This window comes from Pedococcus dokdonensis, assembly GCF_900104525.1.
Classification (GTDB): Bacteria; Actinomycetota; Actinomycetes; order Actinomycetales; family Dermatophilaceae; genus Pedococcus; species Pedococcus dokdonensis.
In genome coordinates this window covers 670,940-684,834 of record NZ_LT629711.1, presented here as the reverse complement: position 1 = coordinate 684,834, position 13,895 = coordinate 670,940, and the positions used below count along the sequence as shown (strand labels likewise).

Annotated in this window: 13 protein-coding genes; 7 read left to right on the top strand and 6 right to left on the bottom strand. The window is 70.9% G+C overall.

Translation table 11 applies throughout. The annotated features are described in order from the left end of the window. Position 1 precedes the first annotated feature (1 nt). The gene (locus BLQ34_RS03305) at positions 2–1,261 is read right to left on the bottom strand and encodes an ABC transporter substrate-binding protein (protein ID WP_091781466.1); all 1,260 of its coding nucleotides are present in this window, start codon (positions 1,259–1,261) and stop codon (positions 2–4) included. A gap of 189 nt (positions 1,262–1,450) precedes the next feature. Beyond that, positions 1,451–2,308, bottom strand: a complete 858-nt coding sequence (locus BLQ34_RS03300; RefSeq protein WP_197674767.1) for an ATP-grasp domain-containing protein — start codon at positions 2,306–2,308, stop codon at positions 1,451–1,453. A 115-nt stretch (positions 2,309–2,423) separates the two neighbouring features. On the opposite strand from BLQ34_RS03300, the gene BLQ34_RS03295 reads away from it, so the two are divergent. Both BLQ34_RS03295 and BLQ34_RS03290 read left to right on the top strand, forming a co-directional pair. Then, positions 2,424–3,254 (top strand): DUF4097 family beta strand repeat-containing protein, encoded by an 831-nt coding sequence (locus BLQ34_RS03295; protein WP_091781460.1) that lies wholly within the window; start codon positions 2,424–2,426, stop codon positions 3,252–3,254. Beyond that, complete coding sequence (locus BLQ34_RS03290; protein ID WP_091781457.1) at positions 3,251–3,853, top strand: PadR family transcriptional regulator; 603 nt, start codon at positions 3,251–3,253, stop codon at positions 3,851–3,853. Before BLQ34_RS03295 ends, BLQ34_RS03290 begins: the two co-directional genes overlap by 4 nt. A gap of 82 nt (positions 3,854–3,935) precedes the next feature. Here the strand turns inward: BLQ34_RS03290 and BLQ34_RS03285 are convergent, their stop codons facing one another. Then, on the bottom strand, positions 3,936–4,412 hold the full coding sequence (locus BLQ34_RS03285) for an RDD family protein (RefSeq protein ID WP_091781454.1): 477 nt from the start codon (positions 4,410–4,412) through the stop codon (positions 3,936–3,938). A 133-nt stretch (positions 4,413–4,545) separates the two neighbouring features. On the opposite strand from BLQ34_RS03285, the gene glnA reads away from it, so the two are divergent. Then, positions 4,546–5,970 (top strand): type I glutamate--ammonia ligase, encoded by a 1,425-nt coding sequence (gene glnA / locus BLQ34_RS03280; protein ID WP_091781451.1) that lies wholly within the window; start codon positions 4,546–4,548, stop codon positions 5,968–5,970. A gap of 202 nt (positions 5,971–6,172) precedes the next feature. Here the strand turns inward: glnA and BLQ34_RS03275 are convergent, their stop codons facing one another. From BLQ34_RS03275 to BLQ34_RS03265, 3 genes are all read right to left on the bottom strand, one after another. Then, entirely contained in the window at positions 6,173–6,889 is a 717-nt protein-coding gene (locus BLQ34_RS03275) for a GAF and ANTAR domain-containing protein (protein ID WP_091781448.1), read from the bottom strand. 511 nt (positions 6,890–7,400) lie between these two features. Next, positions 7,401–7,931 (bottom strand): ANTAR domain-containing protein, encoded by a 531-nt coding sequence (locus BLQ34_RS03270; RefSeq protein ID WP_091781445.1) that lies wholly within the window; start codon positions 7,929–7,931, stop codon positions 7,401–7,403. A 98-nt stretch (positions 7,932–8,029) separates the two neighbouring features. Then, a complete protein-coding gene (locus tag BLQ34_RS03265; protein ID WP_091781442.1) occupies positions 8,030–11,071 on the bottom strand; it encodes a BTAD domain-containing putative transcriptional regulator in 3,042 nt (1,013 codons plus the stop codon). A gap of 131 nt (positions 11,072–11,202) precedes the next feature. Between BLQ34_RS03265 and BLQ34_RS18680 the strand changes: the two genes are divergently transcribed. The 4 genes from BLQ34_RS18680 to BLQ34_RS03250 are packed head-to-tail and all read left to right on the top strand — an operon-like array spanning position 11,203 to position 13,850. Then, positions 11,203–11,616: a hypothetical protein gene (locus BLQ34_RS18680; protein WP_157692879.1), complete on the top strand. Its 414-nt coding sequence runs from the start codon at positions 11,203–11,205 to the stop codon at positions 11,614–11,616. After that, positions 11,609–12,202: a hypothetical protein gene (locus tag BLQ34_RS18675; protein WP_157692878.1), complete on the top strand. Its 594-nt coding sequence runs from the start codon at positions 11,609–11,611 to the stop codon at positions 12,200–12,202. Before BLQ34_RS18680 ends, BLQ34_RS18675 begins: the two co-directional genes overlap by 8 nt. After that, entirely contained in the window at positions 12,199–13,152 is a 954-nt protein-coding gene (locus tag BLQ34_RS03255) for an NAD-dependent epimerase/dehydratase family protein (protein ID WP_157692877.1), read from the top strand. The genes BLQ34_RS18675 and BLQ34_RS03255 overlap by 4 nt, the downstream gene beginning before the upstream one ends. Next, positions 13,149–13,850 carry a DUF4386 family protein gene (locus BLQ34_RS03250; protein WP_157692876.1) on the top strand — a complete coding sequence of 234 codons (702 nt, stop codon included), beginning with the start codon at positions 13,149–13,151 and terminating at the stop codon, positions 13,848–13,850. Before BLQ34_RS03255 ends, BLQ34_RS03250 begins: the two co-directional genes overlap by 4 nt. Positions 13,851–13,895 lie beyond the last annotated feature (45 nt).

Here is a 13,895-nt window from a genome sequence, read left to right as displayed (position 1 = left end):
TCTACTTCGCTGCCTTCTGGGCTGCGGAGATGGCCTCGTTCCAGCCGGCCGAGGCCGACCGTTGTCCACCTTCGACCGCCCGCAGCGCGTTCTCGACCGCGTCCCGGACCGGCTGGTTCTTGGCGCCGAGGTAGACCGGCTTCAGGTTGGCGGCACCGGCGACGAAGAGCTCACCGACGGGCGCGTTGTTGAAGTAGTCGTTCTTGGCGTCCTTGAGGGCGGCCTCGGTGTACAGCTTGGGGTTTGAGGGCAGGTTGCCGGCGGCCTTGAACGCCGCGAGCTGGCTGTCGCCGGTGGTGAGGAACTTGGCCAGCTCGACGGCCTCCTTCTGGTGCTTGCTCTGCGTCGGGACCCCGAGCCACGAGCCACCCCAGTTGCCACCGCCGCCGGGGACGGTGGTGATGTCCCACTTCCCGGAGTTGGCGGCACCGGCCTGGTCCTTGATGTAGCCGGTCATCCACGCCGGGCAGGCGAGCGTCGCGAACGAGCCGTTCTTGAACCCGGCGTTCCACTCCGGCGAGAACGACTTCAGCTTGGCCGACAGGCCGGCGTCGACCATCTTGAGCGACTCGTCCCACGCCGACTTCACGGCCGGGTTGCTGTCGATGACGAGTGCGTCGCTGCGGTCGAAGTAGGTGTGGTCACCGGACTGCATGAGGATCGAGTTGTAGGTGTTGGTGGCGCTGTCGACGAAGTGCGACTTCGCGTCCTTGATCCCGGCCTGGTACTTCTGGCCGGTCGTGATGTAGTCGTCCCACGTCGGCCAGAGCTTGCCGACCTCGACGCGGTCGGTGGGCAGGCCGGCCTTCTCGAACAGGTCCTTGCGGTAGCACATCGCCAGGCCGCCGACGTCGGTGCCGAGCCCGATGGTGGTCTTGCCGTCGGCGGTGGTGGCGTTCGCGTACTTCCAGGGCAGCCAGTTGTCCTTGAGCTCGTTGCTGCCGTACTGCTGCAGGTTCACGAACTTGTCAGCGCTCTGCAGGAAGTTGACGACCTGACCTTCTTCGATGGCCACGACGTCACCGGCCCCCGAGCCGGCGGCGATCCGCTGGATCAGCTGGGTGTTGTACTTGCCGAGGTCACCCTCCGCGGTCTCGACGACCGTCACGTTGGGGTGGTCCTTCATGTACTGCTTGTAGAGGTCCGTGTAGCCGAACTTGCCGAACGTGCTCACCCGCAGCGTGACCTTCTCGCCGGATGAGGAGGTGGAGCCGCCGGGGTCCCCGCCGCAGGCGGCGGTGAGGGCGGCCGTGGCGATCATTGCGGCTGCGGGTACCAGCCAGCGAGAGCGTGAGTGCACCGTTGCACCTTTCGTCGGGCCCCCTCATGGGAGCGCTCCCGGCCAGAGTGGGACCGGATGGCCCGCACGGTCAAGACCTGCGTGGGAGCGTTCTCATTTCGTGACCGTTCCGTGACCTCTTGAACGATCGAGACCCGCCATCGGGCTCCTTCAGACGGGTGCGACCTGGGCCGCCACCGCCGCCGCGAAGCGCGCCACCGAACCCGGCGCGACCCGCAGGAAGAGATCCGGCTCGATCAGCTCCAGCTCCATCAGGGTGGGCTGGCCGTTGACGTCGATCAGGTCCACCCGCGCGTAGACCAGCGCGTCCGGCGCAAGCTCCATCGCCCGCGTCGCGACGTCGCGCTCGGCCACCGTGGGGGTGTGCGGCTGCTCGCTGCCTCCGTGCAGGGCCTGCACGCGGTAGTCCCCCGGCTTGGGCACCTTGCGGACGGCGTGGGACAGCCCACCGGCGAAGAAGAACAGCGAGACCTCCCCTGCGGCCACGCTGGGGGCGTAGGGCTGGACGATGGTGTCGCCGGCCCCGACGAGTGCGCGCAGGTGGGTCGCCGCCTCCGAGGAGCCGGCCGGCGCCTTGAGGGCGCCCCTGGCCCCGCCGTCGACGGCCGGCTTGATCACGACCTCGCCCCAGCCGGCTGCGAGCATGCGTTCGACTGCGTCGCCGGCGCCACGCGGCAGGGCGAGGCTGGGCAGGACGGGTATGCCGGCCTCCCCCAGCTCGATGAGGTAGCCCTTGTGCGAGTTCCACCGGATCACGCTGGGGCTGTTGATGATTCGTGACACGGAGTGCACGTGGTCGGCCCAGTCGAGGAACTCCTGGAGGCGGTCGAAGTAGTCCCAGGTCGAGCGGATGACGACGAGGTCGAAGGTCGCCCAGTCGACCGCCGGATCGTGCCAGACGACCACCTCGGCCTCGTGCCCCAGGCTCCTCAGCTCGCCGGCGATGGCCGGCGGCTCGGGGTCGACGTAGGACGGGTCGGACCAGGTGCACAGGGCGATGCGGCTCACGGCGCCCAGTCTGGCAGGGCCACTCGGAGCGGGGCTTGCCAACCCGCCATACGCGATATAACGTGAGTGCCGAGAACGCGATATAGCGCGAATGTGATGAGCGAGAGGAAAACCCATGAGCGAGGAATGGTCCATCGACAGCCCCCGGGTGCTGGACGTCGGCGGCGCCGGTGAGCAGGTCCGTCGGCTGAGTGTCGCCGTCGTCGGTGGCCGCGTCGACGTGGTCACCCACAACGACTCCCCCACCGCCCGCGTCGAGATCGCCCAGGTCGAGGGCATGCCGGTCAAGGTCACCTGGGACGGCTCCAAGCTCAAGATCACCCACGGTGTCGACTCCAACCGCATCCTCGACCGGGTGCGCCAGGCCTTCGACGGGCTCGAGCGCAACCGGGTCGCGCTGAGCATCTCGATCCCCGAGGACGCGGAGACGTCCGTGAGCACCGTGACCGCGAGCGGCCTGCTGGCCGGGATGCGATCCGGGGCCAAGGCCAACACCGTCTCGGGATCGATCACCCTCGACGACATCGTCGGCGACGTCTCGATCAACACGGTCAGCGGCGAGGTCGAGTGCGGCAACGTGCGCGGCGCCCTCAAGGTGCACTCCGTGTCGGGTGCGGTGACCGCGCAGCAGAGCGAGGTGCCGGAGGTGAGCATCAACACGGTGAGCGGTGACGTCGCCCTCGACCTGCTCAACGGCGCCGCCTCGATCAAGTCGACCTCCGTCTCGGGAGACGTGACGGTGCGGGCCCCGCACGGCGGTTACGACGTCACCGCCAACACGGCCTCCGGCCAGGTCGTCATCGACGGCCACACGATGCACAAGCAGTCGTGGAGTGCCGGCACCCGGCTCACCGACGGCGACGGCGGCCTGCGCCTCAAGGCGAACGCGGTGTCGGGCAACGTCGTCGTGCTGCGAGCCTCGGCCGGGACGGGCGCGTCCGCATGAGCCCGGTCTTCGCGCACGGACAGCTACGGCTCTACCTGCTGGCGCTGCTCAACGAGGGACCCCGGCACGGCTACGAGGTGATCCAGGACCTCGAGCACCGGTTCAACGGGCTCTACTCCCCCAGCGCCGGCACGGTCTACCCGCGGCTCGCGAAGCTCGAGGAGGAGGGCCTGGTCGAGCGGTCCGACGAGGGGCGCAAGGCGATCTACCGGATCACCGACTCCGGGCGACGCGAGGTCGACGCGCGGCAGGACGAGCTCTCGAGCCTCGAGTCCGACCTCGACCTGTCGGTGCGCGAGCTCGCCGAGCAGGTGCGCTCCCGGGTGCGTGGCCAGACCCAGGACCTGCGCGCCGAGCTGCGGGCCGCGGCCCAGGAAGCCCGTCGGACCGCGACCCCCGTCGGTGGCCAGGAGCCATGGAACGGCTGGAAAGGCAGTGACCCCAGTGCGATCCGCGACCTCGAGCAGGCCGTGGCGGAGCTGAGGTCCGAGGCGCGCAGCGCCTGGAAGCGGCACGGCCTGACCAGCGAGCAGAGCCGCGAGATCATCGACATCCTCGGCGACGCCACGGGGCGGATCCGGGATGTCTTCCGTCACTGACCTCCCCTTGTCCGTCGCCAGCGGGTCCGTGCTGGCGCTGACAGGCCCCTACCGGCGCTGGCGGATCCGCGCCGCCTTCGGGTCAGCTGCGGACGATCAGGGTCCCGGCCGCCTTGTCGTGCAGGCTGCGACCGTCCTTGTCCCAGAACATGGCAGGGAGGAAGAGGCACAGCAGGACGGTGCGCACCAGCACCTGGAACGGCCGCGCACGCTGCCCGTCCATCGACAGCACGCGCAGGCCGACGACGCGGTGGCCGAGCGTGTAGCCGGTGGTGCTCACGAGGAGCAGGTGCTCCAGCGCGAAGATCCCCAGCAGCACGAGGGTGTCGTTGCCGGACGCCACGCCGGCGAACGGCAGCGGCACGTCGAACAGCGCTGCGGCGATGAGCTGACAGGCGGTCCAGTCGATCAGGACACCGACCAGGCGGCGCCCGAAGCGAGCCATCGAACCTCGCCCGCCGCGCGGCATACCGAGGCGTTCACCCGGGTATGCCGAGAGGGCACCTGAGCGCGAACCCGGCCCCTCGAGCCAGGAGCCGATGTCCTTGCGGTCGACCACGCCGCCAGCCTCTCACGCCGTAACACCGGTGAAACATTCGGGTCATTGCCGAGAAATCCCCACCCGTTAGTGTCGTCGGCGACACCAGTTGAGTCATGGGCGGTCTCGCCCGCCCCACCCCAGGAGGTTGGTTTTGTTCAGCAATGCTGAAGAGGTCCTGAAGTTCATCAAGGACGAGGACGTCGTCTTCGTGGACGTGCGCTTCTGTGACCTGCCCGGCGTGATGCAGCACTTCAACGTGCCGGCCAAGAGCCTCGACGCTGACTTCTTCAAGGAAGGCCAGATGTTCGACGGGTCGTCGATCCGCGGCTTCCAGGCCATCCACGAGTCCGACATGAAGCTGGTCCCGGACCCGACGAGCGCCTACCTGGACCCGTTCCGCAAGGAGAAGACGCTCATCCTCAACTTCTCCATCGTCGACCCGTTCACCGGCGAGGAGTACTCGCGCGACCCGCGCAACATCGCCGCGAAGGCCGAGGCGTACCTCAAGTCGACCGGGATCGCCGACACCGCCTACTTCGGCGCCGAGGCGGAGTTCTACGTCTTCGACGACGTGCGCTTCGAGACCAAGCAGAACGCCAGCTACTACTACATCGACTCCGTCGAGGCCGCGTGGAACACCGGCCGCGAGGAGGAGGGTGGCAACAAGGGCTACAAGACGCGCTACAAGGGCGGCTACTTCCCGGTGCCCCCGGTCGACCACTTCGCCGACATGCGCGACCAGATGACGCTGGCCCTCGAGGAGGCCGGGCTGTCGGTCGAGCGGGCCCACCACGAGGTCGGCACCGCCGGTCAGCAGGAGATCAACTACCGCTTCAACACCCTGAAGCAGGCCGCGGACGACGTGCTGAAGTTCAAGTACATCATCAAGAACGTGGCCTGGGAGGGTGGCAAGACCGTCACCTTCATGCCGAAGCCGATCTTCGGTGACAACGGCTCGGGCATGCACTCGCACCAGTCGCTGTGGAAGGACGGCGAGCCGCTGTTCTACGACGAGCGCGGCTACGGCGGCCTGTCCGACATCGCCCGCTGGTACATCGGTGGACTGCTCAAGCACGCGCCCGCGCTGCTCGCCTTCACCAACCCGACGGTGAACTCCTACCACCGGCTGGTCCCGGGCTACGAGGCGCCGGTCAACCTGGTCTACTCGGCCCGCAACCGCTCGGCGTGCATCCGCATCCCGATCACCGGTGACAACCCGAAGGCCAAGCGCGTCGAGTTCCGCGTGCCGGACCCGTCGGCCAACCCGTACCTCGCGTTCTCGGCCATGCTGATGGCCGGGCTCGACGGCATCAAGAACCGGATCGAGCCCCCGGAGCCGGTGGACAAGGACCTCTACGAGCTGCCGCCGGAGGAGCACGACGCGATCGACCAGGTGCCCGGTTCGCTGCCCGAGGTGCTCGATGCCCTCGAGGCCGACCACGAGTTCCTGCTCGAGGGTGACGTGTTCACCAAGGACCTGATCGAGACCTGGATCGAGTGGAAGCGCAAGAACGAGGTCGACCCGATCCGCTTCCGCCCGCACCCGCACGAGTTTGAGATGTACTTCGACATCTGACCCTCAGGGGCCGTCTGACCTGCTGTTTTGCGTTCGCGATGCGCTCCTGGTCCGCATCTAGTCCGCAAGACTCACGGTTTTGCTCAGCGAGTCCGCTCGCGCCGCCATCACTGCACCAACGGCGGCGCGGGCGGACTCGTCTGCGTCGGGCCACAGGTGCCCGTAGGTGTCGAGGGTGGTCATGGCTCTGGCGTCTTTCAGCTCAGCTCTCGTCAAGCTCCAGGCTGCGCTCCTGCAGCACCTGCTCGACAAGCACCGAGATTTTCACGTTCCTGTTCTGGCTGGTCTTGGACAGCAGCGCCCACGCGTCGTCGAGACTGAGATCGCGAGTGATCATGAGGATCCCGAGCGCGACGCCGATGCGCCGGCTGGTCCGTAGAGCCTTCTCGAGTTCCTGCGCCTTGCCGCCGTCCCGTGCCGCACGCAGGGCCGCGGTGGCGGTGGCACCAAAGATGGCCAGCACGGTCTCGTGCTCACTGGTGAAGGCGTTGGGCCGGGCCGCGTAGACGTTGATGGCCCCGATCGCGTCGTCGCTGACGGGCAGCACGTGCGACAGCATGCTGCGCATCCCGAGAGTTCCCACGATCGCCTGACCGAACGCGGGCCATCGGGAGTCCGTGCACAGGTCTTCGACCCTGACCATCGTCGCGTCCCGGATCGCCTCGAGGCACGGGCCCTGGTTCGTGTCGTACTGGATCTGGTCCGCGCTGGCAGGCACGTCGCTCGTGGCCGCGGCGGTCACGAACTTGCCGCCTCGAACCGTGGTGATGGATGCGTGGTCGCCCCCGACCAACTTCAGTGACAGCTCGCACACCGCGGGGAGCATCGCACCACCCCTCTCAGTTTCCAACTGAAGGAGCCGTGACGCCGCTGCGAAGTCGTCGAGCAGCTGCCAGGTCTCATCGAGCTCACGAGGCATGATGGGCTCCTTCCCGTGACGGGGTTGGGCGCATGGGGGCACGGGTCGTCGTTGAGGTGATTCAACATCCTGCAAGCTGCAGTGTCACGCTGGTCGCAATCCCGGACGGATGCGGCCGGATGGCTGAAACAGCGACATCTGAGTGAGCGAGGAACGAGCGAGCCGAAGAGCCCGCCGCACTGCCGAGAGGCGGTGCGGCGGGCTCTCGCACCGTGTGCCCAGTACTTCGTCCAGGTCAGGGACAGACCGACGAGACGACGAGAACCAGGCCCGGGAGGGCGACGCACCTTCATGTGTGGGGCGGATGCCGGCGCCAAGAGCTCGACCGAACGTCGAGGCGGTCGAACGACGGCGCCACCCCCGACTGTTTGAGGATGACGCCGTCGCCTACTTGCCTCAACCAGGGCGATACGCGAGCGCACGAGTCCGGAAGTGGCCCACACAGTGTGGTCGCCCGCGCGAAAGGACGCACCGTTACCCGCCGGGCGGTCCGCCGGCGGGACGGTCGCGGTCAGGCAGTCGGGTCGTCGAGGGTGCCGGTCAGGACGAGCTGCTCGGCCACGTCGCGGAGCTTGCGGTTCCGGTCCATGCTGGCGCGTCGCAACGCCTCGAAGGCGCTCGGCTGGTCGACCTTCGTGCTCGCCATGACGATGCCGATGGCGGCTCCGATGAGTCGTGCGGTTCGCAGCGCCTCCTGGAGGTTCTTCACCTGGCCGTCGCGCACGAGGCCCTCGGCCTGCAGGGCGTGGATCATCTCGCGGTCGACGTCGAGGTCGGCTCGGATGCCGTCCATCCGCAGGTCTTGGTCGTCCGACCGTCGCGCCTGCTCGCTGGCGCGGACGTCACCGGCGTCCGCCCTGACCTCGAGCTGGTCGGTGCGCCGGCGCTCGACGACCGCGCGGTCATGTCGCTCGTCGCTGACGAAGTCTGCAGCCTCGAGTCGTGCGTTCAGCTTCCCCAGCTGCTCGCGCAGGTCGGCGGCCTCGTTCTGAAGGGCCCCGAGCTGGCGCTCGATGTGGCTGTCGGCCTGCTCCTCGTCCACGGAGCCAGTATGCCGCTCTCAGGGCCATCCGTGCAGGTCAGACCCTTACGGAAGAGTCAGACCCGGCAAGGATCCAGTCGGGAAACCCGGAGCGCGCGTCAGTCCTGCCGCGACGCTGCTCCAGGCAGAGCCGCCCGAGCCGCGATGGCGTCGGGGCGGTCGGCGTCGTCGACCAGGTGACGCAGACCCTCGTGCAGCTCGTCTGCGCGCGCAAGAAGTGCGACGGCACCGGCTTGGTCCCCGGCCTCGGCGGCGGCACGGGCGAGCGCGTCGTAGGCGCCCAGCTGCGCCTCGCCGTCGCCGGCCGCCTCCGCCGCCGCGAGGACGAGAGCCAGGTCCGGACCCGGGCTGCCCGACTCGCGGGCGACCGCGGCGAGCAGCGCCTGGGTGAGCAGCGCGCCGTCGCCGCCAGACCCGGCATACCAGGCTTCGTTCTGCTGGAGCAGGGCGAGCGCGGGGAGCAGCTCACCCCGGCTGCGCAGCACGCGCGCGAGCGTGGTGCGGGCAGTGGCGGCGATCCGCTGGTCACCGTCGCGATGGGCTGCGGCGATGGCGCGGTCGAGGGTGGCGACGGCGGCCGACCGGTCGCCGCGCTGCTGCTCCACGCGACCCAACCGGGTCAGGTGCAGGGCGGCCTGACCGAGGAAGCCATTGCGTTCCGACTCCGCCGCGGCTGCGGCGAGCTCGGTCGCCGCGTCGTCGAACCGGCGCTCGGCCTGGGCGATCGCGCCGAGCATGCCGCGGGCGTGGACCATCCCCCACGAGTCGTCGAGGGGCGAGAGCAGGTCGAGCGCCTCGGTAGCCCGGGCAGAGGCTGCGCGCGTGTCGCCAAGCATGATCGACCCGTACGACGCGAGCAGCAGGCTGGCCGCGACCTCCCAGCCGCGGCCGAGGCGCCGGTCGAGGTCGAGTGCCGCCGCCGTCTCGGCGACCACCTCAACCGGCCGGCCCTGCTGGATGCGCAGGAAGGCCGTGTGCCGGTGCCGGTCCGCCCGACCCGCCTCGTCGGCATCGTCCAGAAGATCCGCGGCTCGGTCCAGGTCGTCCTGGGCCTGTGCCACGTTGCCTGCCGAGGCCTCGAGCCAGCCCGCGACGAGCAGTGCCCGCACGGCGGCACCGGGTTCGGCGGCGGAGCCTGCGGTTGCCAGGGCGTCACGCAGCCGCTGCGCACCCGCCACCCCGTCCCCCAGGACGACCCACGCCCACCCGAGGTCGGCGGCGATCCGCAAGCCGAGCAAGGGGTCGTGCGCCCCGCTCCAGGCGAGCGCCGCGTCGACGTTGGCCCGGTCGGCACGCACGACGTCGAGGACCCGTGACTGGCCCGGACCACGCACCTCCCGAGCGCACCGCTCCGCCACCTCCGCCCACCACCCGGCGTGCGCCCGCCCGGCCACCTCCTCGAGGCCCGTCGCCGCGAGGCGGTCGGAGGCGTAGGCCCGGATGCTGTCCAGGAGCCGCAGCCGGGGCGCCCCACCGAGTGGATCGGTGTCGACGGTGACGAGCGACCGCTCAACCAGCCGGTCGATCACGTCGAGCGTCGTCTCGCGGGGCACGTCGAGAGCGGCCAGGACGTGCTCGGCCGCGACCGTCGGGGCACCGCCGGCGAAGACGGACAGGGCCCACAGCCCACGCTGGTCGTCGGGGAAGAGCAGGTCGTAGGCCCAGCCGATCGCTGCTCCCAGCGCGCGCCGACGTTGCGGGGCGCGGGAGTTCGGGTCCTGCAGCAGAGCGAGGGGCTGCTCGTCGAGCCGCCGCGCGATGTCGGCGACGGAGAGCGACCGGGTGCGGGCCGCCGCCAGCTCGATCGCCAACGGGAGCCCGTCGAGGGCGGCGCAGAGCCGTTCCACGTCCCCGCCGTCCGTCGACGCGATGGCCCCCGGGCGCACCTGCATCGCCCGCTCCACGAACAACGACTCCGCCTCGCCAGCGGACAGCGGCGCGAGCCCGTGCACGGCCTCACCGTCGAGGCCCAGCGGCAGCTGGCTGGTCGCCAGCACCCGGAGCCCAGGGGCCCCGGCCAGCAGGGTGACCACCAGGGCGGCCACCGCGTCGACCACGTGCTCGCAGTTGTCGAGCAGGAGCAGCGTGCCGGGCGAGGACAGCCGTTCGACCAGGGCCGCCGCACCGCCCGAGACCTGCAGCGTCTCAGCCACCGCTCGGGTCACGTCCTCTCCCGCCGGCACGGCGTCCAGTCGCACCAGCCACACGCCGGCTGGTGCGGCCGTCCGGCGGCCGGCCTCGACCGCGGTCCGCGTCTTGCCGACGCCGGCGGTCCCGGTCACCGTCACGAGACGACGCTCGCGCAGGAGCTGCTCGAGGGCAGCGAGATCTGTGCTTCGACCGACGAGCTCGGAGCCGATCGACGGCAGGTTCCCCGGCGTGGGCAGCGCTGGCGTGGCCGCACCGCCCAGCGCGGGACTCTGGTGCAGGATCTGCGCCTCGAGCCGTCGCAGCGCCGGACCCGGCTCGACGCCGAGCTCCTCGGCGAGGAGGGCGCGCACCCGCGCGTAGGTCGCGAGCGCCTCCGCCTGCCGCGCGCTGCGGTAGAGCGCCGTCACCAGCGCCGACCAGAGGCGTTCGCGCAGCGGGTGCTGCTCGACCAGTCGCCGCAGCTCGGCAACGGTGTCGACCCCACCGCCGAGCGCCACGCGCGCGACCATCTGGTCCTCCACCAGACCGAGCTGCAGCTCCTCCAGCCGGGTGCGGTGCGGTGCCACCCACGCCGCCTGACCCGCGTCGGGCAGCACCTCCCCCCGGAACCTCACCAACGCGCGGTCCGCCAGGTCGGCGCAGGCGTGGTGGTCACCCGCGCGGGCCGCAGCGGACGCTCGCGCGGCCAGCGCCGCGACCTCGTCCACGTCGACGACGTCGGCGTGCAGGGCGTAGCCGGCCGGCCCGAGCGTCAGGGCTGCGGGGTTGCCCAGGGCGCGGCGCAGCTGCGACACCTTCGACTGGAGCGTGTTGCGGGCGGTGCCGACCTCGCCGTCCCAGACGTCGTCGATGAGCCGGTCGACCGGCACCGCCCGCCCACCCTCCAGGGCGAGTCGGACCAGCACGTCGGCGGAGCGCCCGGCCGGCACGGCGACCTCGGCCCCGTCGCGGCGCACCTCGACCGGCCCGAGGACCGACACCTCCAGCATGGCGCGACAGTAGTGCGCGCACCCGGCAGGTGTCCTCCACCAGCCGCGGGTGCGCGAGGTCCGGTGCGCTGTCGTCAGCCACGGGCGGTAGGCGTCAGCGAGTCGTCAGCGCCCTGCGCGACCGTGGTCGCATGGCCACCGACGACGGCACCCTCATCCGCCTCCTCGTAGCGGGCGACCTCCCAGCCGTCCACCACGCACTGGCGGGTATGTCGGGCGCGGCCACCGCGGTCAGCCTCCTCGTCGCCGCGCTCACCAGACCGGCCGCCGGCACGCCCGACGAGCTGCTCGCGGCCGCCGCCCGGCTGGCCCGGAGCACGCGCGACCGTCAACTCGTCGCGATCACCGCGGCGCACCTGGGCGGAGACCACGACCGGGTCGCGGCGCTCGTGCGCGACCACCTCGTCGACCACCCCGGCAGCCTCCTCGCCGCCTGGCTCGCATCGCAGCAGCCACCCACCCGGCCAGCGCCGACCCAGCCCGCCACCCAACCGTCCCGCACCGCCCCAACTCCCGCACCATCCCCCAGGAGGGACCATGTCTGACCGCACGTCCACCCCGGTGACCGCCGCAGCGGCCACCGCCATCCCGTGGCGCTCCATCGCGCGCTGGATGGTCACGTTCGCCGCCTTCCCTCTCGGCAGCCTCGCCGCGCGGCTTCTCGTCGGCTCGGTCGACGCCCCGGTCCCCGCACTCCTCGGCGGCCTCCTCAACGGCGTCGTCCTGGGTATCGCGCAGGCATGGGCGGTCAGGGACGTCCGGCTCCCAGCCGTCCCCTGGGCCGGCGCCACCGCGACCGGCTTCGCCACCGGGCTCGTCCTCGGCGCAGCCGTGGTCGGGTACGCGACCGACGCCAGGTCACTCGTGGTCCAGGGCGCCGTCACCGGCGGAGCTGTCGGACTCGCCCAGGCGACTGTCCTGGGGCGGTCTGGACTGCGACCCCTGACGCTGCTCTGGCCGGTGTTGCTCGCCGGCGCATGGGCGCTCGGCTGGGCGATCACGACTGCCGTGGGCGTCGAGGTCGGGCTCCGCTTCACGGTGTTCGGCTCGAGCGGTGCCGTCGTCGTCGCCGCGCTCACCCTCCTGCTGCCGGTGACGTTGCGCCGCGCCTCGAAGCAGGTCCGGTCATGAGCCGCCACGTCGTGTTCGGTACCGGTCAGATCGGCCGCCTGCTGACGGAACAGCTCGTCACCGACGGTGCCGAGGTGGTGGCCGTGAACCGCACCGGTGCGGGCCGCATCGAGGGCGCCACCATCGTGGGCGGCGACGCCACCGACCCCGCGTTCACCATCGACGTCTGCCGAGGGGCGCAGGTCGTCTACTTCTGCCTCAACGCCGGCAGCTACGAGCGATGGGCCGAGGAGTTCCCGCCCCTCCAACGCGGGGTGGTCGCAGGGGCCGAGGCCGCCGGGGCCACCCTCGTGGTGCTGGAGAACCTCTACTCCTACGGCCCGCCCCAAGGCCGCCGCCTCGTCGAGACCCTTCCTGCGAACCCGACCTCGGCCAAGGCCGTCACCCGGGCTGCGATGACCGACGAGCTGTTGGCCGCGCACGCGGCTGGTCGCGTCAGGGTCGCCATCGGCCGCGCCTCGGACTACTTCGGACCGGGAGCCACGAGGTCAGCCCTCGGTGAGACCGTCTTCGGCACCGCCCGCACCGGGAAGCGCGCCCAGGTAATGGGCGACCCCGACCAGCCGCACTCCTACTCCTACACCCCCGACGTCGCTCGCGCCCTCATCACGCTCGGGTCCGACCCGCGCGCCCTGGGCGAGGTGTGGCACCTCCCGGTCTCCGGAGCACCCACGACCCGCGAGGTGGTGCGCACCGTCTACGGCCTCGCCGGTCACCGGCCACGGCTGCTCGCGGCCGGCGCCACCATCCTCCGCCTGATCGGGCTCTTTCAGCCGGTCATGCGCGAGTACCTGCACACCCTCTACCAGTTCACCGACCCATGGGTCGTCGACGACACCAAGTTCGTCACCACGCTCGGCCAGCAGGCCACCCCGTTGGCCGACGCCTTGGCAGCGACCTCTGCCCGGTACGCCGCCACCGCACCCACCACGAAGGAGCCCGTCCGATGAGCACCTCGCACCGCGCCACACCCACCCCGATCCGTGCGGACGGGAGCCGACACCGCATTGTCGCTGCGGTCTCGATGACTTCCGCGGCAGTGCTCGCCACGGCCGGGTTCACCGCCCTCGGCTCGGTCTTCGACTACCCCGACATCCTCAAGGAGCCGACGGCCACCATTCTCGACCGCTACCGCGAGCACCCCACCACGGTCAGCGCGTGGTTCCTCGTCCTGACCGTGAGCGCGGCCCTCCTCGCCCCCACTGCGGTCTCCCTGGGCCGGCTCGTGGCCGGGCGGCTCGGTCGGTGGGTCACCGGCGTCGGAGTTGCCGCTGCGGTCGTGCAGGTGGTCGGCCTGTCGAGGTGGGTGCTCTTCGTGCCCGGGCTGAGCTCCGACGCCCGGCGTCCCGACCGCGCCGCTGACGCACTGCACCGGTTCGAGCTGCTGCACACCTGGCTGGGTGAAGCGCTCGGCGAGACGGTCGGCTACGCGCTGACGGCGACCTTCACGCTCCTGGTCATCCGCGGTCTCGGCCAGCTCCCGCGCCGGGTGCGCCTGCTCGGCGCGTCAGCCGCGGTCCTGGTCGCGACGGGCGTGCTCATCCAGCTGGGTCTCGAGGTCGCCGAGCTGACCAACTTCGTCGGCTACCTCGCCTGGTCGCTCTGGCTGGTCGTGCTGTCCGTCGTCCTGTGGCGTGGGCGCCGGTGAGCTCCACCTCCCCCGGTGGGTACGCCGGTGGCTCAGACACCGTGG

Bases quoted from the DNA above. Each gene is read 5' to 3' on its own strand.
- BLQ34_RS03275 (WP_091781448.1), bottom strand. From the start codon at position 6,889: ATGCCTCGTGAGCTCGATGAGACCTGGCAGCTGCTCGACGACTTCGCA.
- BLQ34_RS18680 (WP_157692879.1), top strand. From the start codon at position 11,203: ATGGCCACCGACGACGGCACCCTCATCCGCCTCCTCGTAGCGGGCGAC.
- BLQ34_RS03305 (WP_091781466.1), bottom strand. From the start codon at position 1,261: ATGATCGCCACGGCCGCCCTCACCGCCGCCTGCGGCGGGGACCCCGGC.
- BLQ34_RS18675 (WP_157692878.1), top strand. From the start codon at position 11,609: ATGTCTGACCGCACGTCCACCCCGGTGACCGCCGCAGCGGCCACCGCC.
- BLQ34_RS03295 (WP_091781460.1), top strand. From the start codon at position 2,424: ATGAGCGAGGAATGGTCCATCGACAGCCCCCGGGTGCTGGACGTCGGC.
- BLQ34_RS03255 (WP_157692877.1), top strand. From the start codon at position 12,199: ATGAGCCGCCACGTCGTGTTCGGTACCGGTCAGATCGGCCGCCTGCTG.
- BLQ34_RS03265 (WP_091781442.1), bottom strand. From the start codon at position 11,071: ATGCTGGAGGTGTCGGTCCTCGGGCCGGTCGAGGTGCGCCGCGACGGG.
- BLQ34_RS03290 (WP_091781457.1), top strand. From the start codon at position 3,251: ATGAGCCCGGTCTTCGCGCACGGACAGCTACGGCTCTACCTGCTGGCG.
- BLQ34_RS03250 (WP_157692876.1), top strand. From the start codon at position 13,149: ATGAGCACCTCGCACCGCGCCACACCCACCCCGATCCGTGCGGACGGG.